The following is a 23,906-nucleotide window of genomic DNA, read 5'->3' as shown; positions in this document are numbered from 1 at the left end:
GCGATGCCGCCTGCCGCGCATTCGCGATCCCCGTTCGTGCCTCGTCAATTGACGACCAGCCGGGTGCGGGAGCCCGGCTGCTCCTCGACCGCCGGCAGCGGCGCTACCGCCTTCGGCTGCAGCACGTCCTTCGTCGGCCCGAAGGCGCGCATCCGGCCTTCCGCCAGGATCAGCGACTTGTCGCTGAGCGCCAGCAGCCCGATCTTGTGACTCACGAAGATGACGGTGCGCTTGCGGTCGCGCAGATCCTTCAGCGCCCGCAGCAGGGCTTCTTCGCCCTCCATGTCGAGATTTGCGTTCGGCTCGTCGAGGATGACGACGGCCGGATCGTTGAACAGGGCACGCGCCAGGCCGATGCGCTGCCGCTGGCCGCCGGAAAGCTGCCGGCCGCCGACGCCGATCTGCGTCTCGTAGCCGTCGGGCAGGTTCTGGATCATCTCATGCACGCCGGCGCGCTGCGCGGCGAGAATGACGTCCTCCGCCTCGGCATCCTTGAACCGCGCGATGTTCTCCGCGATCGTTCCGCCAAAGAGCTCGACCGTCTGGGGCAGATAGCCGAGATAGTCGCCGAGTTCGTCCTTGTTCCAGTGCGAAAGCTCCGACCCGTCCAGGCGCACCGCGCCTGCGAGCGGTGTCCAGACGCCCACCAGTGCCCTGGCAAGGCTGGACTTACCGGCGCCGCTCGGGCCGACCAGCGCCATGGTTTCTCCCGGCTGGAGCGAGAAGGTGACGCCGCTGACGATCGGCGTGCGCGACCCCGGGGGCGCCACGATGATCTGCTCGGCGGCGAGGCCTCCCTGCGGCCGCGGCAGCTTGGTCCGCTCGGGTTCATCGGGAATGCGCGCAAACAGGTCCCGCAGCCGGCCATAGGCCTGCCTGGCGCCGATGAACTGCTTCCATTGACCGACCACCTGGTCGACCGGGGCGAGCGCCCGCCCCATCATGATCGAGGCGGCGATCATCATGCCGGGAGTGATCTTGTTTTCCAGCGCGAGATAGGCACCCAGGCCGAGGATCGCCACCTGAAGGGCCATCCGCACGAATTTCGACGTCGACAGCAGGACTCCGGCCCGATCGCTGGCGCCCGCCTGCAACTCGAGCATGCGCCGGTGCATACCTGACCACCGGTCGCGCAGGTTCTGCTCCATGCCCAGCGCTCGGATCACCTCGACGTTCTGCAGCGTCGTCGTGGCGAAATGCTGGGCGGTCTGCGAGCTTGTGCTCGCATCGTTGAGGGTCTTCTTCGTCAGCACCTCGTTGAGCAGCGTCAGCACGAAGATGAGGGCCGCGCCGCCGGTCGCCAGCCAGCCGATCCAGGGATGGAACATGAAGCAGACGACCAGGAAGACCGGTACCCACGGCACGTCGCAGATGGCGATCAGCCCCGTTCCGGTCAGGAATTCGCGCAACCGGTCGACGTCCATGAGCGCGAATTCGGACTTTGTACCGGGCTGCGTCAGGCTGGCCGAAACGACGCGGGAGAACAGCGGGCCTGAAACCGTGTTGTCGAAGCGCAGCCCCGCCCGCACCAGCACGCGCGAGCGTATCCATTCGAGCACGCCGTATAGCGCAAGCATGGCCACGGCGATGCCGGTCAGCACCAGCAGCGTCATCTCGCTGCGGCTCTGCAGCACCCTGTCGTAGACCTGCAGCATGTAGAGGGGGCCGACGAACATCAGAATGTTGATCGCCGCGCTGAACACCACCACCGACCCGAGGACGGATCGATAGGACCGCAGCCCATCGTTGAAGATATTCTTCGGCTTCATTGAAGGCCCGCAAGACGACAAAATTTTAACAAAGAGTTTCGCGCGGGCGGCTGTTTTGCCCCGAACGACACCCAAGCTCAGCTCCCGGTTATACTGCCGAACCGCTCACCCTACAATGCCGCCGGGCGCCAAGTGTGTAACCAATCGGCGATTTGGTAAAGCGCGAGCTATCCCTTCTCCCGCCGGCCAAAGGCTCGGGTAGGCATGAGTTGACGGCCCGCCGCTCGACCTGGCGGCTTGACTTGAGACATCACGGACAGCGGCGGCAAAGACTTTACCGCGGGCAGTGCGCTGCCCGCGGCTCATCCTCCCACTCGTATGGGTGACGATCGCCACGAAATGCTCCTGGCCACCGCCCGGAACTGGGGCGCGCCGCGACTAGACACCGCGCTTCCATCGGTTGTACTCATAGGTCATCATTGTTGACCAAATGATGTCACCAGCGATTGGCGAGCGGCATGGCCGCATGACGGGACGCTACGGGCTGCCTGAGCAGGCCGGACGGGGAACGATCGACGTGCGCCTGCCTCTCCGTAAGGCAGTGCTGGTTTTGCAGAGTGCCCGCCCTCCGGCGGCCGATACGGAGTCTCGATAGCCGGACTGGACGGTTCCATCTGCAGGATTGAGTTTTCGACCCCGACGGGGTCGCACAGACATGGTGAAGCTCATGCGAAGAAGGGAACGGACTGTGATGGACGCTGACAAGGGTATCACGCACTACGCGCAGGAACCGAGCCTGCAATCCGTGCAGCCCCTCGCCTCCCGTTCGCTCTTCTGGAAGGCACGATATGTGCGCGCCTCCAGGCTCTTGCCCAACATTCCCGCTCTGTTCTGGCTGACCGAGGTCGTGCGGCCGACCGTCTTCCTGGCACCCGAGATCGGCGACGGCGTAGCCTATTTCGCGATGTGCCAGTCGGTCGAGCGGAACGGATTGGAAACCAGGTGCTTTGCCTCCGCTGTCGCGGGGATTGCCGAGGACCAGCGGCGCTACAATGACGAGAACTATTCGGACTTTTCATTCATCCTCCCCCGCAAGGGCTGGGAGGGCCGCAGCCGCATAGCGGGCATCGACCTGCTCTACGTATCGCAGGCGTTGCTGGACGAGGAGCAGCACAGCCTCCTCCGGGCGCTGAAGTCGCAGTTGTCCGAGCGGTGCGTGGTCATCTTCGAGGGCCTGGATCATGTCGACGAGCAGGTCGGCAAAGACTGCATAGACGCTCTCGCCCTGGAATCCGCGACCAGGATCGGGTTCGAGCAGGGCCCTGGGCTGACGGTTTTCTTCCGCGAGGCACTGCAGAACGAACGGCTGCAGCAACTGGCCAAGCTGACGCTGGGCGGCCACGGCTACGGGGCCGTCCAGACCATCTTCACGCGGCTCGGGCAGGCGCATGCGGCCGAGCAGGCGATGCATGCGCTCGAAGCAAGGCAGGCGGATTCGAGCGCGGCGCTGGCCATGCATGTCGAGCAGGCGGCAAGACTGCAGTCGGAGGTCACCGAGCTGCGCGGAAAGCTCGAGGAGAGCGGGCGCGCCTACGACGCCCGCAGCCGCCAGATCGCATCGTTCCAGTCCACGATCTTCGATCTCACCTCCAGACTGGATACCGGCGAAGCGCAAAGGTCGGCGAAATTGGCCGAGGCGAAAGGGCGCATCGCCCAGTTGCAGGACGCATGGGCCGAATCGGAGAGCGCAAGGGCCGCCAATCAAGCGACTTTTGACGAGATGGCGGCCCGGCTTGCCGCGCGCGACGAGGAACTGGCCGCAGTCCGGGTCGGGGCGGAGCAACTTGCCGGCGAAATCGGTCGGCGGGAGACGGTCGAGCGCGATCTGAACGCGGCACTGGCCGCCCAGGAAGAAGCGCTGAGGGAACTGGTCCGGGAGCGTGACGAGGCGAGAGCCGCGCAGGCGGAAGCGGCTGCCGGTTACCGGCGCGCCGAGGAGGAGTTGGCACGGCGAGGCACGCTGGAGGACGAACTCCGGGCGCAGCTTGCCGAACGGGCCGGTCTGGAGCAGGGCCTGAACGCCAAGGACGCCGAAATCGCATCGCTGGCCGGAGAGCTCGAACGGCAGAGGGCGGCGGAGGCCGAGCGGAGCCTGCAAGCCGCCGGCCGAGACGACGAACTGGCGCACGTGCGCGGGCTGCTGACCAAGCTGGAGACGGAGCGCGGCTCCGAACGGGAAGCGTGGCACGACGAAATCGGGCGCCGCGACGCCGAGCTGTCGCAACTGCGCGCCGAACGTCAGGAGGACGAAGCGCGGCATGAACGCGACCGCCAGCGGCTGGAGGGCGAGGCCGCGCAGCACCGGTCCGACGCCGTGGCGCTGCGCGACGAGATCGAAGAACTGAAGCAGGCCCGGTCGGCCGCCGAAAGCGAAGTGCAGCACCTCAACCGGGAGCTCGCGAAGAACAAAGTCGTGGAGGCGGACGTCAGGGTAGAGCTGCATCAGGCGCAGTCCGCTCTTGCGCTCCGTTTCGACGAGCTTGCGCGCATGACCGAGCTTTGCGAGCAGCGCGGCGCCGAACTGGCGGCCGTTAGCGCCTCGCTGACGCGGTTGCAGTCCGAGCACGATCTGCTCGTTGCAAACCATGGCGAGGCCGTCGAAGCGCTCAAGGAGGCGCGCCAGGAGTCCGGCACGGAAGCACGCCGCCTGCAGCGCGAACTGAAGGCCAGCCGCGCCGCAGAAGAGACTTTGAAGGCGGAACTGGCAAGCGCCAGCGCCGCGCTGTCGAAGCTGCGAGCCGACCGAGACCTCATGGAGAAGAGTCGCGACGAGGCCGCTCAGGCGCTCGATGAGTCCAGGAAGGAAGCTGCGGCGGAAGCGCGCCGCCTGCAGCGTGAGCTGGAGGCCAGCAGCGTCGCGGAAGAGACTTTGAAGGCCGAGTTCGAGGAGGCGCGCAGCAATCTCGCACGGAGATTCGAGGAGATCGCCCGCATCACCAGCATCGCTGACGAGCGCGATGCCACCCGCAACGCGCTGGAGCGCGAAATTTCTGCACTTCGTGATGCCAATGAGCAGCTGCTCACTGAGAAGCAAATTCAAAACGAGATCAGGGCATCTGCATTAAAAAGCGGCAAGATAAGCCTTAATCGTGGGCTGACAAGTAGATTCCCCACCAAGCAAAGTCGTGAGGCGCTGGACGTTATACGTGCATCTGAGTTCTTCGACAGCAGATGGTACTTGGAGACTTATAGCGATATTGCCGAAGTGGGTCTTGACGCAGCGCAGCATTATCTTTTTTATGGTGCATACGAAGGACGAAACCCAGGTCCTCGCTTCGATACCATGGCTTATTACGGAGCCAACCGGGACGTATCCAGGTCCGGGGAGAATGCGCTCGTCCACTATGAACTTCACGGTAGGGCCAAGAGCAGGCCGTTGACGGAGAAGCAGAGACGAAAGGCTTGAGGATGGAGCTTCAGGAGCAACTGCGGCATCTAAGGAACTCCGGTCAGCTTCATTCGAAGTGGTATCGCGACCAGTATCCCGACGTAGGCATCCTCGGGATGGACCCCGCAGAGCACTATCTGAAGTACGGCGCGCGCCTCGGCCGCAACCCCGGCAAGAATTTCGACACCAGATATTACGTGGAGCGCTACCCCGACGTCGAGGATTCCGGCCTGAACCCCGTCGTCCATTATGTGCTGCACGGGCAGACGCAAGGGCGGGCCTACAGGGTCGATACGAGCGACGTGGACATCGGGCGCCGGCTGTACCGCAAGCTGTGGGCGGGCCTGGGTGAGAGTGCCGCCGTGGAGCTGGAGGAAATCGCCCGGGCGGAAGGCTACTCCGACAAGGCCAGACTGTTTGCGGCCTCGAAGCTGGCTACATGGCTGGACTACCGCGGCGAGTGGCAGCGCGCGCTCGAACTCCTGCTGAGGACGGAATACGTCTCCTCGCGGGTCGGCTCGTCGAAGGAACTGCAGATGAAGCTCGGGTTTCTTCGCCTGCAGTTCGGAGACGTGGCGGGCGCTGCCGCCGCCTTCGGAAAAATCCGCCCGCAATTGGTCGATTCGGACGTGCATCTGGCCATGGCCAACGTGCAGGACAATGACGAGGCGCGGCTGGCGGAGATAAACAAGCCCTTTCAAAAAAGGGGGTTGGCCGAGATAAGGCTCAGGAACGCGGACGAGCCCCTGGCCCTTTCAAACCTCGAAGCTGTGCCCACGCCCTGCCGGCAGCGCGATGTCGGAAAGGTCTCCGTCGTCATGCCGGCCTATTCCGCGGCCCGCTTCATAGACGTGGCCATACGGTCGCTGTGCGAGCAGACATACGACAACATCGAAATCATCGTCGTCGACGATTGCAGTCCCGACGACACCTATGAGGCAGTGTGCCGGCTCGCCGAGTCGGACAGCCGGATCATGCCGGTGCGCCAGGAGCAGAATCGCGGGGCCTACCCCGCACGCAACCGCGGGCTGGAGTTCGCTTCAGGCGCCTTCATCACCACGCACGACGCCGACGATTGGTCGCATCCGCAGAAGATCGAGCAACAGATCAGGGAACTGGACGAGAATCCCGAATTGGTCGGCGTGCTGACGCACTGGGCGCGGGTGCAGCGCAACATGCGTTTCACCACCAATTGGCGTCTCTCCGATCAGATCATCCATTGGAGCCACTCCTCCTTCCTGTGCCGGCGCGTGGTGCTCGACCGGCTCGGCGGCTGGGACAATGTGCGCGTATCCGCCGACACCGAATACATCTGGCGGGTGGAGAATGCTTTCGGCGCGGAATCGGTGAGGAAGCTGTTGCGCGATTGCCCGATGGCCTTTGCGCTCGACGACGAGAGCTCTCTGACCCGCACCAAGCTCACGCATGTGAGCACATCATATTACGGGCTGCGGCACTACTACCGGGAGATTTGCAGGCATTGGCACGAACGCGGGGCTGAGCGTCTGACGCCGGAACAGGAAGAGGCGAAAAGGCGGATGATACCGCGGCAGATGTTCACGCGGGACGAATCCGCGATCGTCGTCGACGAGCATCTTCAGGGCGATTGTTCCGATCCCGCAGTCGTGCGCCAGATGATGGCGGCTGCCTGGGACGGCACCATCCGCTACGGGATCACGCACGTGATGGATCCGAGGAATGACGTCGAGTGGCCCATGTATGCCCAGCGGTTCTGTGACGAATTCTTCGAACTGCTGACTAGAGAAAACACGACAATCATCGTGCCGGGGGCAGCCTGCGAAGCCGCCAGGACGATCGATTTTACCTAGGGAAAGCGACTACGGCAGGGAGGCATTCCGTCATGTGAAGGATCAGTCCTTTGTATGACCGTTCGAAGCTCGGAAAATTGGAGAATGAAGTGGACGCCAGAGTTACCCGCCCCCTGCAGCTTCAAATGCGCTGTCCCATCTGTCAGGGAACAGAATTCTACGACTTCAACGGACGAAAGAATTCCCGTTGTTCGACCTGCCATTCGGTGGAGCGCACGCGTGTCACCAAGCTGTTCATCGACAAGGTCGTCAGGTTGAAGCCTCGGGCGAGAATCCTCCATTTCGCTCCGGAGCCCGGCCTGTCGAAATTCTTCCAGTCGCTTTCCTCGTCGGGATACGAAGCGTGTGATCTGGACCCTGACCGATACGACATCGGAATGCCCATAAGGCAGTTCGATCTATGCATGGATTTGGACACGCTCAAGCGCGATCACTACGACCTGATCGTGCACAACCACGTCCTCGAGCATCTTCCGTACAACTACGCAGTCGTACTGCAGAAGCTGCAACGTTCGGTCCGGCAGGGTGGCTATCAGCTCTTCTCGGTGCCGATGCGGGTCGGCGGCTACTATCGCGAAGATCTGAATCCGAAGATGGCAGCCAAGGATAGGTCCGAAAAATTCAATCAGTACGATCACTATCGAATCTTTGGTAATCTGGACTTCGACCGTACGATCGGTGCGATTTTCGACATCGACAAGAATTATGATCTTCGCAACTACTTTGCGGAGAGTGACCTTCTGGCATCCAACATCCCGCAGCGGTGGTGGCGTCTTTGTGGCGCTTCCGTTTTCCCGGTCAAACGGGTTTGAGTAATGACGGTCTTGAGTGCAGCCGACGCAAATCGGGTCCCCGTGGGCATACGGGAGGTGTCCGACCTCAGGGAGGTTGAGGTTGGCGCCTGCGCAAGGCGTGGACATCTGTTTTTGCGGAACAATCCGGATCATTCGCGGATTTTCGTCTTCTTCAATGGAGAGGTTCCGGCTCATCTGCTGGGCCAGGGCCCCACGTTTCAACGATGGACGTGGGCAAGCGATTTTGCCAATCCCGTTCTGTGTGTCAGCGATCCGTCGGTCGACGGCAGCGATGACCTGCAGATCGGCTGGTACGTCGCGGGCGAGAACGGCGGCGTGTTCGACGACCTGATGGGCGTGGTCGAGGACGCTTGCGTCAAGACGGTCGGGAAAGATGCGGAGATCGTCTGCGTCGGATCCTCGGCCGGCGGTTTCGCCGCCCTCATGGCTGCCTTGCGAAACCGGTGCGATGGTGCCGTCGTCTTCAACCCGCAGGCCGACATCATGCGCTATCGCGAACGGGCCGTGTCACGGTTTGTGGCACGCTTTCGTCCAGATTTCACGGATTCGTTGGCTATGTGGGGCGAAAGAACGTCACTGGTGAAGAATATCCCATTCTACCGGGCAAGAGCAAAAGTAGCATACTGGCAAAATACAGAGGATAGATTCCATTACTTGAATCATTGTAAGCGTATTCAAAGCTATGTCTCAAAGTTGCCAGATGATCTTCGGCGGGAATTTTCCTTCAATTTTTACGCTGATATTCAGGCCGGGCATAACCCTCCGAAGAGGGGGCCGTTTCTGGAGGCTATAGAAGCCGCCTATCCTGGATCGATTGCAGTTGCCGCAACGGAGGCGGCCGCAGGATGATCGGCGGGAGGAAGGGCGGCGATCGGCAGTCGATCACGAGCTGTAGAAAGAGGCCGATATGAGCAAAGGCTTTCCCGGATTGGACAAGGCTCTCCGTCTCGTCGGCGGGACTTGCTTCGAACGCGTGGCGCCGGCTCCGACAAATCTCCAGATACCCTAAGGACGGACAGCCCAATGGATCATACCGGAAATATGTCTCCTGGGGGTTCGCCCTACAGCACCCAGGATTACTGGCGCAAACGCAGCGACATGCTTTATTACCGATACATCGACTACATGGTGCGCGCGGTCGGCGTCTCGGCGAAAAGCATGATCGACGTCGGCTCTGGCAATTGTCCTTATCTGGACTGGTTCGACTGGATTCCCGAGCGCGTCTCCGTGGATATCCGCGTGCCCTATCAATCGGCGAGTGTGAAGCCGATCAAGGGAGACATCTTCAAGCTCGACTTCGGCAAGAAGTTTGATCTTTGTTCCTGTCTGCAGGTTCTCGAGCACGTGCCCGACGCAAGGCGCTTCGCCCGGCGGCTTCTGGAGCTCAGCGATCTCGTGGTTATCTCGGTGCCCTACAAATGGACTGGCACGACCGTTGGTCATGTGCACGATCCTGTCGACTACGAAAAGGTGTCGGACTGGATGGGGCGGCAAGCCAACTACAAGATTGTGGTCGAGGAGCCGTTCCAGGGTTCGAAGCACAAGCGGTTGATCTGCGTCTACGACGTGGATCCGAATCGCAAGTTCGGCCGCGATCTGGCCGAGAATAGGATTACCCGCTAGGGCGCCGGAGCGTGTCCGGCGTGTTCAATCGATAGCAGACAGAGACCGAAGACATGAGCAAAGGCTTTCCCGGATTGGACAAGGCTGTCCGTCTCGCCGATCCCGCCGATGGGCATTTCGGGCGCATGCAAAATCCAGATAGGAACGGCATAGAAGGTGACGCGAAAGCGCTCGCCTTCTACTACTTTCATCTGGCGATGATCTACGAGGCTCGCGCCCGCAAGCTGCGAGGGTCGGCCCAGTGGCGGGCCAGGATCGCGCTGAGCCGTCTGGCCGGCGGCATGTTCCCGCGCTGGCTGCATCCGCTGTACAGCGCCGAGGAATACATCAAGACCGCCCGCCAGCGCGCCGGGAAGCTGGCGCGCAAGGACAGAAACGTCGAGATCGACGCGATCCCGGCTCCACCCGTCTTCGACGAGATCGAATATGCGCTGGTCAACGGCTCGGTGGCCGGCGGGGGCGATTCCACGATCTTCCGCGATCTGTGCGGGAAATCCATGTCCGACATATTCCGAACGGTCAAAAGCTACGTTACCCGCGACGACATCGTCTTTGTCACCCGCTTCCGGCGATGGTTGCGCGCCAATCCGGAAGCGGCTGGCGACAAGGTCGTTTCGGTGCTGGATCTGGCCGATATCATCGTCGACAACCGCAACGGCCTGTACTCCCTGCAGACGCGGAAATGCGCCGCCTTCCTCGAAAAATACGGGGCGCAGCCATTCGTCCTGGCCTCGATGTGGCAGGAATTCTTCGACATCTATGCCAATGCGTTAGCCCGTGTGGGAAAGGCGGGCGAGGCGATCGACGTCCTGAATCGCGGATCGAGCCGGCTGGGTGAGCCGCCCGCCCTGCTGCGCAAGAAGGCGTCGATCCATGCCTGGGCGGGCGATGCGAAATCGGCTCTCAAGGAGCTGGGCCGGCTGGAGGCGGACCTGCTGACCTTCTCGCCGCGCGATCAGATACTCAAGGCCTTCCTGCTCGAGACGCAGGGCGACCACGAGCTCGCCCGCTTCGAACTGGAGCGGGCGCTGCGGCGTCCCAACTGCCCGTCGGACGCGCATCTGATGATCTCCAACGTCGCGTTGAAGCAGGGCGATCTGGCGCTGAGCAAGATGTCGATCGACAAGTGTTTTGCCTCCTACGCGTTGCGCGGCATCGCTTTCGCAAATGCGGACAGGCCGCTCGCCCTTCCGAACATCGTCAACATCCGCCCACCCCGCAACAATTGGGGGCCGCTGGTCACGGTGATCATGACGGCGTACCAGGCGGAATCGACCATAGGCTTCGCCGTCGAGAGCGTTCTCGCGCAATCCCATTCCAACCTGCAGCTCGTCGTGGTCGAGGATAGCGGCGACGATTCCACCCTGAATATCCTGAAGAAGCTGGCCAAGGCGGACGACCGCATGACCGTGGTCGCCAACAAGGCGAATGTCGGCACCTATCGGTCGAAGAACAGCGTCCTGGCCAGCGCCAGGGGAAGCTATGTGACGTTCCATGATTCCGACGACTGGTGGCACCCGGATCATATCCAGGAACACCTGAAGTTCATGTCCTTGCGGACGGAGCTGGTCGCGTCGACGTCGCGATGGGCGCGGATCGACGAGGAGGGACGCTTTCTTCTCAGCCGCTCCGGACTCATCCTCCACCACAATCCGGCGTCGATGTTCGTGCAGAAGAGCGTCTTCGACGAAATCGGCGGCTTCGACGCCAACACCACCGGCGCCGACAGCGAGTTCCTTCAGCGGATGCGGACCGTCTTCGGGCCGAATGCGGTCGGCGTGCTTCACAAGCCGCTGGCCTTCGGCCTGCACCGTGCCGATTCCCTCACCCAGTCGGGCACCGCGGCCTATGACGAGAACCGCTATTCGCCGGTCCGGGAGGCATACAGGGCGCAATGGCTCGAATGGCAGCGTCAAAGCGCCGGCGGTCGCAAGAAACTCCATATCTCGTTCGAGGAGCATGTCTCCCGGTTTTCCGAAGCGGAGACGGCATGATCTCGGGCTGCGGGTTGCATCGCATCGGGCAATCCCGCCAAGATTCCGGCTCGCGGCAGCCGCGCCTTATCGGGCGGCCTGCGTTGACCGGCAGGGCGAACGGGCTCAGATCCGTCTCTGGCGTTGTTTGTGAGGCTTCATGGACGAGAAATACACGCTGACCATGCCCGAGGCGGAGGCCGACTGCGTGCGGGCGGCCTACGAAGCGGCACGGGTCATCCTTGAATACGGGTCGGGCGGCTCGACCGTCATGGCCTCCAAAAGGCCGGGCAAGCTCATCTTCAGCGTCGAAAGCGATCGCGACTGGGCGATGGGGCTCCAACTCCATATCGACGAGGCCGACCTCCCCTCGCCGGCCATGCTCTATCATGTGGACATCGGCCCGACAGGCACGTGGGGCCGCCCTCGGGACAGCCGCTCATGGCAGTTGTTCCATCGCTATCCGCTGGCGATATGGGACGAGCCGTTCTTCCGTCAGCCGGACGTCGTGTTGATCGACGGCCGTTTCCGTCCCGCCTGCCTGGCGGCCGTCTGCATGATGGTCGATCGTCCGGTCACTGTCCTGTTCGACGACTATGTCGACAGGGAAGCGTATCATCAGGTCGAGGAGTTCGTGAAGCCGACCAGGACCATCGGCCGCATGGCGGAGTTCCATGTCGAGCCAGGATTGGTGGAACGGAACAATGTTGCCCGGCTCATCGCCGCATATGCGGAGGTCACCTATGCAAAGGGAAAACGATACAAAGTATACAATGAGTAACATCTCTTTCCAGGCGTCAGATTTGTGCTGCCCTTTTCCTTACGAAGCGGGCGGTACGAATGGTTTCGCTCAAATTTATCTTCCTCGACAGCACAAAATTCGTGAATATAGAGAAGACCTGCAAAAGTTCTTGACTAATAGACAAACCAAGACCCTAATGCCTTCAGGGAGGGTCTTCCGTGGCATAACCACCAAAGGGGACCTGTTGTGAGAATCGCGGTAATCGGCGCCGGCTATGTCGGCCTTGTCTCTGGAGCCTGCTTCTCGGATTTCGGCTTTGAAGTCGTCATCGTAGACAAGGACAAGAGCCGCATCGCCCGGCTGGAAGCCGGGAAAATTCCGATCTATGAACCGGGCCTGGAAGATCTGGTCGCGCGCAATCGCGATGCGGGCCGTCTGTCGTTCACGGCGAGCCTACCCGCCGCCATGAAGCGTGCGGATGCCGTGTTCATCGCCGTCGGCACGCCGACCCGCCGCGGCGACGGCTTTGCCGACCTGACCTATGTCTATGCGGCCGCCGACGAGATCGCGCGCTGCCTCGCGGGCCCTTGCGTCGTCGTCTGCAAGTCGACCGTGCCGATCGGCACCAACCGCGAGGTGTTGCGCCGCATCAAGGCGATCCGCCCGGATGCCGCCGTGGACGTCGCCTCCAACCCGGAGTTCCTGCGCGAAGGCTCGGCGATCGAGGACTTCAAGCGCCCGGACCGCGTGGTGGTCGGGGCTGAGTCCGAGAAGGCCCGCGCCGTCATGCAGAGCCTCTACCGGCCGCTCTCTCTCAACGAGACGCCGATCCTGTTCACGGGCCTGGAAACGGCGGAGCTCATCAAATACGCGGCGAACGCCTTCCTGGCCACGAAGATCACCTTCATCAACGAGGTCGCCGACCTGTGCGAGCGCGTCGGCGCCAATGTGCAGGAGGTGGCGCGCGGCATCGGCCTCGACCGGCGCATCGGCCCGAAATTCCTGCATGCCGGTCCGGGCTATGGCGGATCGTGCTTTCCCAAGGACACGCTTGCCCTGGTCAGCACCGCCCGCTCCGCTGGCGCGCCGATCCGCATCGTCGAGGCCGTCGTGGACGTGAACGAGGCGCGCAAGCGGGCGATGGCCGAACGCGTGCTGGCCGCCCTGGACGGCGATCTCAGCGGCAAGACCGTCGCCGTGCTTGGCCTGACCTTCAAGCCGAACACCGACGACATGCGCGAGGCGCCGTCGCTGGTGATCGTGCCTGCCCTGCAGGCCGCCGGCGCGCGCATCCGCGCGCATGATCCCGAAGGCATGGCCGAGGCTGCCAAGCTGCTCGACGATGTCGAATGGTGCGACGGCCCCTACCATGCGGCGGAGGGCTCGGACGCCATCGTCGTCATAACCGAATGGGACGCCTATCGCGCGCTGGATGTGGTCCGGCTGAAGCGGCTGATGAAGGGCGACGCCTTCTTCGACCTGCGCAACATCTACAAGACGGCCGAGATGGCAGACCGGGGTTTTCGGCATTTCGGCATCGGCATCGGCCAGCCTGGCATCGCCGAAAAGGTTGCCGAACCGCTGAAGAGCGTCGCCGTCTGACCGTTGCCGGCCGGCGACGTGCCGCGCGGTCCTCGGCCTTGCCTCGATTGGCGCTTCGGCAACCGGCCAGCCCGGCGCTCGAACCGCTTTCCAAGACAGCAGCCCCGCAATCGTTGCAGTGCAGCAAAGTTGTTGCAACGCAACGAAAACGCCGTACTATCGGCTGACTGTCCGACGCAAGCGTGAAGGAAAAATAGCAGCTGCGGCTTCAAGCAAAGATGCGTGACGCGATCCAACGGGAAATCTATAGACCATATATCTACATCCGCTCTGCAATCGCGGATGGCATGTATGCTCAAAAAATAATCGGATTGTCCAAGAATCTTCCTGACAATGGGCGAAAAACCGCCATTCTTGTCGGGTTTTCGAAATGGAAGTCGTTCATGGTCGATTTTCTTCCCGACCATAACGTCATCTTCCTCGGTCACAGCCCCCGCGTCGGCCCGCGCACGCTGGAGACGATCCTGGCGATGCCGCGACCGGAGATCTTTGCCTGGAGCTACAAGTTTCCGAGCGGATTGCGCAGCCTGTGCGAGCGCGGGGGGATTCCGCTGGTCGTGGTCGAGGACGGCTTCCTTCGCTCCCTCGGGCTGGGTGTGAACAGGACAAAGCCGCTCAGCCTGGTGTTCGACCGCAAGGCCATGCATTTCGACTACAGGAATCCGTCGGAGCTCGAGACCATCCTCGCATCCCATGATTTCGCCGCCGATGCGCGGCTGATGCGCCGGGCCGACGCTCTCCTCGACACCCTGACCAATTCGGGTCTCACCAAATACAACTTCTGGAGCGATCACGGCCGGATCGGGGATCTCGGCCTGCGCCGGAACAGCCGGAAGATCCTCGTCATCGGACAGGTGGAGGCCGACCTGTCCATCCGCTACGGCGCGGCGAAGCCGATGACCAATGACGAGCTTCTGCAGAGCGCGCTCGACGAGAACCCCAACGACGAGATTCTCTTCCGACCCCATCCCGAGAGCGTGGCGATGCAGCGCCGCGGCGCCACGCCGGCGCTGGCCGGCAACGGCAGCAGGTATCACGTGCTCGGCCCCCACTATTCCCTCGCCGAATGCCTGGAGGCGGCGGACCGCGTCTATTGCATCACCTCGCTGGCCGGCTTCGAGGCTGCCTTGCGCGGCAAGAGCGTGACGCTTTTCGGCGCGCCCTTCTATTCCGGCTGGGGGTTCACCGACGACCGGCATCCGGTGGCGCGCCGCAAGCGCCGGCTATCGCCACGCGAGGTGCTGGCCGCGGCGTATTGTCTTTACCCGCGCTACTTCCATCCCCTGTCGAACGCGCCGATCTCCTGCGAGGACGCGGTCTCCTGGCTCAAATCCGAGCAGCGCGTGCGGCGGCAGGTCGCGCGCTACGCCTGACGATAACCGCCTGCGCGACCGCGCCGGCGTAGCAAGTCCCGCGCGGAGGGCGCCGACACCAACAATCGGGAAAAACCGCGTTGACACGCGCGCCGCGCCCGCTTAGATCAGCGGCGCTGCCCAGATGGCGGAATTGGTAGACGCGCACGGTTCAGGTCCGTGTTCCGCAAGGAGTGGAGGTTCGAGTCCTCTTCTGGGCACCATTCCATTGTTTTTGCTCATGTTTCTGGCTTTTCGACCCCGACTGGTACACAGGGCTGGGTCACATGGGCCTTGCGAACGCCATCGCCGACGAGGTGGGGCGGTACCGGTCAATTCTGGTTCCGGCGGCGCGTTCCTGCGGACATTCCGTTATCAGCGTGTGGATGTCGGCGGTTATCGGGCGTCCAGCAGTCTGCGCACGACAGAGATGCCGCCACCGTCAAAATGAACGGTGAGCTCAAATTCCCGCTGCGTACCCGCGATCCAGCCGTCGCGACCAATCTCGTGCCGACAAAAAATCAAATAGGTCCGCTTGGACGGCGCGTTCTCGGCATAGTTCCGGCGTCGCCGAACAGGCTTTGGAACAGTGGTTGATGCCAAAGCTTACCTGAAACCGGGTCTTATCCGCGGAAAACCGCAGTTCTTGTGATAAATTCGCCCGTTTGCGCTTGTGAACGGGCACCAGGCTACGCAAAAACCATCCGCTCCCGCTCGAACAGCAGCACCGTCTCCTCCCCGAGCCGCGCCTCCACCGGATCGCGGAACCCGCACTTCTGCGCGACCCGGAGCGAGGCATGGTTCTTCGGATCGATGATGCAGACCTGCCGCCGGCCGCGCAGCTCGCGGTCGCCCCAGGCCACCACCGCGCCGACGACTTCCGTCGCAACGCCGCGTCCATGCGCTTCCGGGACCAGCGACCATCCGGCCTCGGCAAACCCTTCGATCGAAGGCGTCAGGTCGCGCCTGAGTTCGTGAAAACCGGCTTCGCCGAGAAGGCGCCCGCTTTCCTTCTCCTCGATCGCCCAGAAGCCGAAGCCCGTCATCGCCCACATGCCGGCATGGCGCAGGAAGCGGATCCAGCTCTCCTCGCGGCTCCGTGCCCTCCCGCCGATGAAGCGCGTCACCGCCGGCTCGGTCCACATCCTTGCATAGGCGTCGAAATCGCCAGGCTGGTGTGCCCGCAGGACCGTCCGCGCGGTCTCGAGCGAGGGAATGCGGACGAGCGTGGCTTCCGGCATGGGTCGCGGTTCCTGCACAAGGTCCGGCACGATAGACGGAGCGGACGGGAGCCGATGGAGCCAACATTGCGGTGGCCGGCAGGCCAGCAGGAACCTGTCGATCCGCGAGTGGTTGGCGCAACGTCTTCGCCAAACGAAAACCCCCGGCGGTGCCGGGGGTTTGCAGGCAGGATTTCGATGTCGGGTGGTCAGGCGACGGCGCCGTTGATCCAGTGCGACAGCGCCGTCTTGGGCAGCGCCCCGACCTTCATGTCCGCCACTTCGCCATCCTTGAAGATCATCAGCGTCGGGATCGAGCGCACGCCGAACTGCGCGGCAAGCTCCGGGTTCTCATCGATGTTGAGCTTGGCGATCTTCACCTTGCCGGCAAGTTCGGTCGCGATCTCTTCGAGCGACGGGCCGATCATCTTGCAGGGACCGCACCACTCGGCCCAGAAATCGACGACGACCGGCGCCTCGGCGTCGAGGACGTCGGCCTTGAAATTGTTCTTGTCGACCTTGACGGTGGCCATGCGGGAAATCCTTTCCGGTTCGAATTCGTACAAGATGTAGTGGCGCGGGCAATCGCCTTCAAGCAGTTGTTGTTTCACGCCATGGTGAGTCGGACAAGGGCCTCGTCCATCGTCGCGGCCGGCAGCACGATCAGTCGCGGCGCCTCGGTGAACAGCAGCGCGGCCGAGACGGCGCGGCCGGGATAGATCGGCTGCAGCAGCGAGCGATAGAGCGCGAGCTGCGTCACGTAGGCCGGCGGCACCTGGTCGAGCCCGGACGGCGCCGGGCGGTTGGTCTTGTAGTCGACGATCTGCACCTCGCGCGCCGTCACCGCCAGCCGGTCGATCTTGCCGGAGATGGCGCGCTCCTCGCCACGCACGGCGACGCGACCCATCACCGCCACCTCGGCGCGCGAGCCATGGGCAAACAGCGGCCGGAAGTCTTCCGCCCGCAGGATGCCGAAGACGGAGGCCAGCGCCCGCTCGCGCTCGTGCTCCGGCCAGTGCGCGGCGGCGCGGCCGAGATAGCGGCGGGCCGCCGGCTCGCGGTCCTCCTCCGCCAGATCGGGCAGTACCTGCAGCAGCTTGTGCAGCACGGTACCGCGCTCGATGGCGAAGGCCGGCTCGGCCTCCGGGTCGAGCACCGGCGAGCGGCCGGACACCACCGCCTCGCCCGGCTCGACCACCAGGGACGCCGCGCCGGAGGGTGCGAGCGGCCGCGGCAGCGCGCGCGACGGCGGCAGGGGCCGCAGCAGGCTTTCCGGCAGGGATTGCGCTGCTGCCGGCGCCTCATCGGATTCGGCAACCGCCGCCGCTGGGCTGACCGCACCGTTGACGCGAAAGCGATGGACGGCTCCCGCCACGGGGTGATCGATCTCGACGCAGCGCGGATCGCCGGTCAGGGCCGCCCGGACCAGCGAATGCCACGTGGTGGCGGCCGGCGGCCGGCGGCCGTGGAAGCCGCAGACGATCAGCCGGTCCTCGGCGCGCGTCATGCCGACATAGAGCAGGCGGCGGTATTCGTCGTCGGCGCGCTGGCCGATCTCGGCCTCGAGCTGCCGCATGAAACCGTTGGACGTCTCGCCAGGCGCGCGCCACAGATAGCCCTTCGCTCCCGCCAGCTCGCCCTTCGGCGCGAACGGCACCAGCCGCGGCAGGTGCTGCGCGCTGAACGGCTGCGAGCCGCCGTCGGCCAGGAACACCACCGGCGCCTCCAGGCCCTTGGCGGCATGCGCCGTCATGATGCGGACCTCGTTGCGTGTCTGGTCCATCTCGCGCTTGATCTCGGGCGCGGCCTGCTCCAGCGTCGCCAAAAAGGTTTCCAGGCCGGGCTGCCCGGCGCGCTCCTGCGCCAGCGCGAAATTCAGGAATTCATCGAGAATGTCGCCCGCCTCCTGGCCGAGCCGCGCGATCATCCTGGCGCGCACGCAGTCCCGACCCAGCACGCCGGCATAGAACTCGAAAGGCCGCCGGAACGCCGCCTCGTTGGCCCAGCGCTCCAGCCGCCCGGCCGCCTCGGCGCAGTCCGGATCGGATGCGGCGCGAGCCCGGAGCGCCTCGCCGAGCGAGCCCGGCCGGCTTGCCGCCAGCCTGAACAGCGCCTCCTCGTCGAAGCCGAAGACGGGGCTCTTCAGCAACGCCGCCAGTGACAGATCGTCCTCCGGCTGCAGCAGATAGCGGCCGAGCGCGATCATGTCCTTGACGGCGATGTGGGCGGGCAGGCTCAGCCGGTCGGCGCCGGCGACCGGGATGTGCCTGTCCTTCAGCGCCTTGGCGAGCGCATTGACGAAGCTGCCGCGCTTGCGTACCAACACCAGCACGTCGCCGGGCGTCAGCCGCTTGCCCGTGCCCTCGATCACCTCGCCGGATTTCAGCCAGTGCGCGACGGTGCGGGCGATGGTCTCGGCCAGCCGCACCGCCGGTGCGGTCGCATGGTCGATGGCGATCGTCCAGTCGTCCGGCTCCTCGACCGTATCGGCCCCGACCGACGGCCACACCTCGACATAGCCCGGCGCGCCGGCACGGATGGCGTTGTGCTCGACCGGATCGCCGGCGAAGGTGAGGCCGCGGCGAGCCTGCTCGGCCGAAAACACGCGGTCGACGGCACCGAGCACGTCGTCGGTAGAGCGGAAGGAGAGCGTCAGCCTCACATTCTCGAAGTTGCCTGAGGCGCCGCGCACCTTCTGTGAAAAAGCATGGCCGCTGGCGGCGAAGGCTTCGGGCGCCGCGCCCTGGAAGGAATAGATCGACTGCTTCTCGTCGCCCACGGCGAACACGGTGCGCTGCACATTGTCGCGTGCGCCCTTGCCGGCGAAGAATTCCTCGGCGATGCGACCGACCACGCTCCACTGGTCCGGGCTGGTGTCCTGCGCCTCGTCGATCAGGATGTGGTCGATGCCCTTGTCGAGCTTGTAGAGCACCCACGGGCCGGCGTCCTGGCGCGAGAGCAGCCGGACGGTGCGGGTTATCAGGTCGTTGAAGTCGAGGAAGCCGCGGCCGGTCTTCAGCCGCTCGTAGCGGCCGATCAGCCAGTCGGCGATAGTCAGCGCGGCGCGGGTGTTCTCCAGCATGGCAAGCAGCGCCAGCCGGTCGCCGGTGCGGATGATGGCCTGACAGGCCGCCTCGTACCGCTCCGGCAGGTCTGGCAGGCGCCCCAGCAACGCCTTGCTGAACAGCCAGGTGGGTTTGTACGGCTCGCCCTTGGCGCTGAGAAATGCCTCGGCGAGCAGCGGCAGCCGCCTTTCCGGATCGGACTCGGCAAGCGCGCGCGCGGCTGCCGGCAGGACGATGTCGAGCACGCGGCCGGCGCCGGCCTGCTGCGCCGCCGCGGCGAAGGCGTTGAAGAAGGCGGGCGGGAAGCCGGGTAGCGGCCAGGCCGCGGCTGCGACCTGCGCCCGGGTCACGTCCGACGCGAAGCCGAACTCCTCGAGCAGGGCGGCATAAGGTGGATCGTCGCCGGCGACCGTGTCGATGAAGGCGCGCAGGCCGTCGCGGTTCCTCAGGATTTCGGCGAGCAGCGCGTCGAGCCCGGCCTCGCCGCCGCGCTCCAGCACCGCGGCGAAGGCGGCGGCAAGATCCGGCGCGTCGGCGCCCACCGCGCCGGTCAGCAGCTCGCGACGTGCCTCGGCATAGAGTGCCTCCTCCATCAGCGGGTCGAGCATCTCGAAATGCGCGGCGATGTTGGCCTCCAGCGGGAATTGGTGCAGCACCGCTTCGCAGAAGGCGTGGATGGTCTGGATCTTCAATCCGCCCGGCGTCTCCAGCGCGCGGGCGAAGAGCTGGCGGGCGCGCTTCAGCTTGGTGCGGCCCGGCCTCCTGCCCTCCATCGCCTCGATGCGCTCGGCCAGCGCCTCGTCGGAAAGCATCGTCCACTCCGACAAGGTGGTGAAGACGCGGTTCGACATGTTGGCGGCCGCCGCCCGCGTATAGGTCAGGCAGAGGATGCGCGCCGGGTCGGTGTCCTCCAGCAGCAGGCGGATGACGCGCTGCGACAGGACATGCGTCTTGCCGGATCCGGCATTGGCCGACACCCAGGCGGAATTGGCCGGGTCCGACGCCCTGGCCTGGGCGTCGCGGGTGGCTTCGGGGACTGGGTAGGTGCGCTTCATGACGGCACGACCCCGGAGGTCCCGCCTTCGCGCGTCATCGTACCCCCACCCCTAACCCCTCCCCTCAAGGGGGAGGGGGACTTTGCGGCCGCTATGCCATGCGAAATCGTTGACAATTGGCGCCTGGCGGAGACGCAAGCCAGTTCCCCTCCCCCTTGAGGGGAGGGGTTAGGGGTGGGGGTAAGGCCGCATGCGACATCTCCTGCCTTGTGGGGGAGATGTCCGGCCCATCCGACAGGCTCAGGACGGAAGGGGCGGGCGTCGGGCGTCAGGATGTCAGACATCGCCGCCCTCCGTCTCGTCCCCGCCGGCCGACCATTCCAGCACGCGGGCGAGGTGGTCGTAGTCGCCGTCGACGTCGCCCTCGCGGAAGGGCAGCGCCCGCGACAGGTAGCCGGTCGAGGGCAGCGCATAGTGGTCGAGCAGCTTTTCCAGCCGCGCCCAGGCCTCCTCGCCGAGATCGCCGGCGGTGCGGATGCTGCCTTTGATCTCCAGAATGGATTCCGGCACCACCTCGCCATTGGCCTTCAGCCGGACGTGGGCGAGGTCGGCGGGCTCGCAGTGGCCGATGTCGGCAAAGGCGCCGCGCCTCAGGAGCGCGGCCTCCAGCGCCAGTTGCGGCGCGATCAGCCGGTGCGCCTGCACCTTGGACGGCGACGAGCCGGTCTTGTAGTCGAGGATGTCGGCCATCTCCGCCGGCAGCAGATCAATCCGGTCGGCGCGGCCGGAGAGCGTCACGCCGCTGCGGCCGACCGGCATCTTCGCGGCACTCGCCTCCGGCACGCGTGCCCGCACGACGCGACCCGCTTCCCAGGCGATGACGTTCGCCGCCAGCTTGGCGAAGCGCGGCCACCAGACCGCATGGACGTCCGCCGGCAGGGCGAAGGCGGCAAAGCACGCGCGGCCGGCCTCGAGCAGCACCTCGAGCGCCTGCGGCGCGGCGGGGTCGACGCCGGATGCGGAGAAATCGTGCAGAATCTCGTGGAACAGCGTGCCGCGCTCGGCAGCACCCGGATCGCGCACCAGCGCTTCGAGCGGCATGAGCTCCAGGATGCGCCGGGCGTAGATCGCATAGGGGTCGCGGCGCAGCGTCTCGATCTCGGTGACGGAGAAATGCCGCGGCCGCATCTCCAGCGGCGGCTTGGGATTGGGTCGCGGAGCCAGCATCTCCTCGCCGCGCACATCCAGCGCCCGCGCCCAGGCGAGGTAGTCGGCGCCGCGCCGGCGCATCCGCCCGGCCTCTTCCGGTCCGACGAAGGTGAGGATGCGCTGCAGCCAACGCGAGGCGACGGCGGGGGATTCGCCCGATCGCGCGGCACGCGTCAGCACGAGCTGCTCGACCCCCATCGCCATCTCGAAATCATGGGCGGACTGGCCGATGCGGCGCTCCGGCGGCTCCAGGTCGATGCCGATCTTCATCACCCGCGACAGGAACCGGTCCGACACTGCCTTGCGCGGCCACACGCCTTCGTTCAGGCCTCCGACGATCAGCGTATGCGGCGACAGCAGCCGCGCCTCCAGCGCGCCCCAGATGGCGACGCGGCTGTCGGAACCCTGTGCCGGCTTCACCACCTCCGGAGCTATCAGCGCGTCGAACACGTCCGGCCATTCGCGCGGCGCGAAGTCGTACGCGGCTTCCGCAGCCACCAGCCCGCGCAGGAAGGAGGCGAGCTTGTCGCCGGCGTCGCCGGCATAGAGTGCGTCGAGCCCGCCATCCTCGCCGCGCCCGAGCGCCTCCAGCGTCACGACCGAGGCGCGGGCAATCTCGGCAAGCTGCACCTCGCCGGCCGTTGCGATGGCGGTAAGCGGCGCCAGCGCTTCGTCGAGCGCCGCGAGCACGGTTCGCGCCTCGCGGAGATCGTCCATGGACAGACGGGTCAGCCAGAACGGCCTGCGAGGCGCGCCGGCGAGCGCCTCCAGGCGCTGCTCGAACAGCTTTGCCAGCGCCGAAACGTCGGGCCTGCCATAGCCGCCGCGCAGCGCGACGAGCTCGATCGCCTCCACGGCGCGGCGCACGGTGGTGCGTCCGAGGCCGAGCGACAGCAGTGGATGCTTCAGCAGCGCCAGCACCGGAACCGGATCGCCGGGCTGGAAGACGGCGCGCAGCATCAGCGTGAGCAGTGCCGCCGGCGGCGTGCCGGAAAGCGGCGTGCCGCCCGAATCGTCGGCGCGGATGCCGAAGCGCAGCAGCTCGGCCGAAACGCGGCGGGCGAGGCCGCGGTCGCCGGTAACCAGTGCCGCGGTGCGGCCTGGCGTCTCCACGGCGCGCCTGAGCGCAATGGCGATCGCCGCCGCCTCGTCGCGCTCGTTGGCTGCATCCACCAGCGCCACGCCGGAGAAGGCGGCGGCCACGTCTTCCGCGCTGAAGTCGGCGCGACGTGCGACCCAGGTGTCGGTGGTGCCCGCCGGACGAAACGCCTCGCCCACCAGCCGGCCCCGCCTCGCCAGCGCGGGCGCAGGCGACGCGATCTCGTCCACCTCCTCTCGCGGCACGCCGATGCGCCGCAGCAGCTTCGCCAGGCCGAACTGCGGATGGCCGAGGATGGCCGGCTCCGGCTCGAGGTCGTTCAATGCTGCCCAAGATATTTCGTCCATACCGGCGTCGAGGCCGGGCAGCACCAGCGCGCCGCGTGGCAACCGGGCGATGACGCCGAGCAACTCCGCGGTGGCGGGAATGGAGCCGGTCGAGCCGGCGGCGATCACCGGGCCGGCCGGCGGGCGAGCCTTCAGCCGTGCGGCTTCCGCCAGGATCAGCGCGTTGCGGTGCGCGGCCGGATTGGAGCGCCGGCGGGCCGCCAGGAGCTCTGGCCAGTGTTTTGTGACGATGGCGAGGAAATCGAGCGTCACCTGCCACCAGCCGGCGAGGTCGCCGGCCACCAGCTCGCCGAGCTTCGTCCAGCCGGTGCCTTCCGTCTCGACCTCGTCGATCAGCGCGGCCAGATCGCGGGCGAGCCAGACGGCGTCGGCGGCGGAGGCCGGAACAACCACCTCCTCGGCGAATTTTGCCGCCACATGGGCGGGCAGCCGCTGCTTCCACAACCGCACCATCGGTGCAAGCAGCAGCAGCCGGTCGATCGCGGCGAGCGGCGGATCCAGTTCCAGCGCAGCCTCGCTCCCGGCCTCAAAGGCAGCTCCGTCCTCGTCGAACTCGCCCAGCGGGCGGATCGTCGGCAGGATCACCGGCCGGCCGGCCGCGCGCTCGACGAATTCGCTGCGCAGCTCGCGCGCGGCGCGGCGCGTCGGCACGTAGACGGTGACCTCGGCCAGCGCCAGCGGATCGCCGTCCGCCCGGAAGTCCGGCACCAGCCGGCCGTCGGCAAGCGCCTGCGCCAGCGTCGGCAGGAAGGGCAGGCCGGACGGGATGGTCAGCACGCGCGGCTGCGGCCGGGTCGTCATGTGGATGATTTCGAACCTCGCTCGCGGAAACCTGCCCTATCTGCACGCAGACGGCAGATTCGGACAAGGGCCGCGTC

At 65.2% G+C, this 23,906-nt stretch carries 14 protein-coding genes and 1 tRNA gene; 10 read left to right on the top strand and 5 right to left on the bottom strand.

Annotated elements, in window-relative coordinates; genetic code table 11:
• Positions 1-44: 44 nt before the first annotated feature.
• A complete protein-coding gene (locus tag AC5JDC_RS06575; RefSeq protein ID WP_495840201.1) occupies positions 45-1,769 on the bottom strand; it encodes a type I secretion system permease/ATPase in 1,725 nt (574 codons plus the stop codon).
• 691 nt (positions 1,770-2,460) lie between these two features.
• Between AC5JDC_RS06575 and AC5JDC_RS06570 the strand changes: the two genes are divergently transcribed.
• The 10 genes from AC5JDC_RS06570 (at position 2,461) to AC5JDC_RS06525 (ending at position 15,317) form a co-directional block, all read left to right on the top strand.
• Positions 2,461-5,175, top strand: a complete 2,715-nt coding sequence (locus AC5JDC_RS06570) for a coiled-coil domain-containing protein (protein WP_495840199.1) — start codon at positions 2,461-2,463, stop codon at positions 5,173-5,175.
• A 2-nt stretch (positions 5,176-5,177) separates the two neighbouring features.
• Positions 5,178-6,986 carry a glycosyltransferase family 2 protein gene (locus tag AC5JDC_RS06565; protein WP_495840197.1) on the top strand — a complete coding sequence of 603 codons (1,809 nt, stop codon included), beginning with the start codon at positions 5,178-5,180 and terminating at the stop codon, positions 6,984-6,986.
• A gap of 50 nt (positions 6,987-7,036) precedes the next feature.
• Entirely contained in the window at positions 7,037-7,798 is a 762-nt protein-coding gene (locus AC5JDC_RS06560; protein ID WP_495840195.1) for a methyltransferase domain-containing protein, read from the top strand.
• A 114-nt stretch (positions 7,799-7,912) separates the two neighbouring features.
• Positions 7,913-8,650 (top strand): hypothetical protein, encoded by a 738-nt coding sequence (locus AC5JDC_RS06555; protein WP_495840193.1) that lies wholly within the window; start codon positions 7,913-7,915, stop codon positions 8,648-8,650.
• Between the two features lie 174 nt (positions 8,651-8,824).
• The gene (locus AC5JDC_RS06550; protein WP_495840191.1) at positions 8,825-9,424 is read left to right on the top strand and encodes a class I SAM-dependent methyltransferase; all 600 of its coding nucleotides are present in this window, start codon (positions 8,825-8,827) and stop codon (positions 9,422-9,424) included.
• A gap of 53 nt (positions 9,425-9,477) precedes the next feature.
• Positions 9,478-11,418, top strand: a complete 1,941-nt coding sequence (locus AC5JDC_RS06545) for a glycosyltransferase (RefSeq protein WP_495840189.1) — start codon at positions 9,478-9,480, stop codon at positions 11,416-11,418.
• A 139-nt stretch (positions 11,419-11,557) separates the two neighbouring features.
• On the top strand, positions 11,558-12,178 hold the full coding sequence (locus AC5JDC_RS06540; protein WP_495840187.1) for a hypothetical protein: 621 nt from the start codon (positions 11,558-11,560) through the stop codon (positions 12,176-12,178).
• Between the two features lie 207 nt (positions 12,179-12,385).
• Positions 12,386-13,741, top strand: coding sequence for a UDP-glucose dehydrogenase family protein (locus AC5JDC_RS06535; protein ID WP_495840185.1), 1,356 nt, complete (start codon positions 12,386-12,388; stop codon positions 13,739-13,741).
• A gap of 383 nt (positions 13,742-14,124) precedes the next feature.
• On the top strand, positions 14,125-15,114 hold the full coding sequence (locus AC5JDC_RS06530) for a capsular polysaccharide export protein, LipB/KpsS family (RefSeq protein ID WP_495840183.1): 990 nt from the start codon (positions 14,125-14,127) through the stop codon (positions 15,112-15,114).
• A gap of 118 nt (positions 15,115-15,232) precedes the next feature.
• Positions 15,233-15,317 (top strand) — tRNA-Leu (locus AC5JDC_RS06525).
• Positions 15,318-15,782: 465 nt separating this feature from the next.
• On the opposite strand, the gene AC5JDC_RS06520 is transcribed toward AC5JDC_RS06525, so the two are convergent.
• The 4 genes from AC5JDC_RS06520 to addB all read right to left on the bottom strand — a co-directional run bounded on the left by AC5JDC_RS06520 (position 15,783) and on the right by addB (position 23,829).
• The gene (locus AC5JDC_RS06520) at positions 15,783-16,334 is read right to left on the bottom strand and encodes a GNAT family N-acetyltransferase (RefSeq protein WP_495840181.1); all 552 of its coding nucleotides are present in this window, start codon (positions 16,332-16,334) and stop codon (positions 15,783-15,785) included.
• Positions 16,335-16,522: 188 nt separating this feature from the next.
• A complete protein-coding gene (gene trxA, locus AC5JDC_RS06515; protein WP_106774047.1) occupies positions 16,523-16,846 on the bottom strand; it encodes a thioredoxin in 324 nt (107 codons plus the stop codon).
• 74 nt (positions 16,847-16,920) lie between these two features.
• A complete protein-coding gene (gene addA / locus AC5JDC_RS06510; protein WP_495840179.1) occupies positions 16,921-20,433 on the bottom strand; it encodes a double-strand break repair helicase AddA in 3,513 nt (1,170 codons plus the stop codon).
• A 276-nt stretch (positions 20,434-20,709) separates the two neighbouring features.
• A complete protein-coding gene (addB, locus tag AC5JDC_RS06505) occupies positions 20,710-23,829 on the bottom strand; it encodes a double-strand break repair protein AddB (RefSeq protein ID WP_495840177.1) in 3,120 nt (1,039 codons plus the stop codon).
• Positions 23,830-23,906: the final 77 nt, after the last annotated feature.

Source organism: Kumtagia sp., from assembly GCF_059502445.1.
The sequence above is the reverse complement of the archived record's forward strand: the minus strand, read 5'-3'. Positions and strand labels throughout refer to the sequence as shown.

Bases quoted from the DNA above. Each gene is read 5' to 3' on its own strand.
- AC5JDC_RS06575 (WP_495840201.1), bottom strand. From the start codon at position 1,769: ATGAAGCCGAAGAATATCTTCAACGATGGGCTGCGGTCCTATCGATCC.
- AC5JDC_RS06570 (WP_495840199.1), top strand. From the start codon at position 2,461: ATGGACGCTGACAAGGGTATCACGCACTACGCGCAGGAACCGAGCCTG.
- AC5JDC_RS06565 (WP_495840197.1), top strand. From the start codon at position 5,178: ATGGAGCTTCAGGAGCAACTGCGGCATCTAAGGAACTCCGGTCAGCTT.
- AC5JDC_RS06550 (WP_495840191.1), top strand. From the start codon at position 8,825: ATGGATCATACCGGAAATATGTCTCCTGGGGGTTCGCCCTACAGCACC.
- AC5JDC_RS06545 (WP_495840189.1), top strand. From the start codon at position 9,478: ATGAGCAAAGGCTTTCCCGGATTGGACAAGGCTGTCCGTCTCGCCGAT.
- AC5JDC_RS06540 (WP_495840187.1), top strand. From the start codon at position 11,558: ATGGACGAGAAATACACGCTGACCATGCCCGAGGCGGAGGCCGACTGC.
- AC5JDC_RS06530 (WP_495840183.1), top strand. From the start codon at position 14,125: ATGGTCGATTTTCTTCCCGACCATAACGTCATCTTCCTCGGTCACAGC.
- AC5JDC_RS06520 (WP_495840181.1), bottom strand. From the start codon at position 16,334: ATGCCGGAAGCCACGCTCGTCCGCATTCCCTCGCTCGAGACCGCGCGG.
- trxA (WP_106774047.1), bottom strand. From the start codon at position 16,846: ATGGCCACCGTCAAGGTCGACAAGAACAATTTCAAGGCCGACGTCCTC.
- addA (WP_495840179.1), bottom strand. From the start codon at position 20,433: ATGAAGCGCACCTACCCAGTCCCCGAAGCCACCCGCGACGCCCAGGCC.
- addB (WP_495840177.1), bottom strand. From the start codon at position 23,829: ATGACGACCCGGCCGCAGCCGCGCGTGCTGACCATCCCGTCCGGCCTG.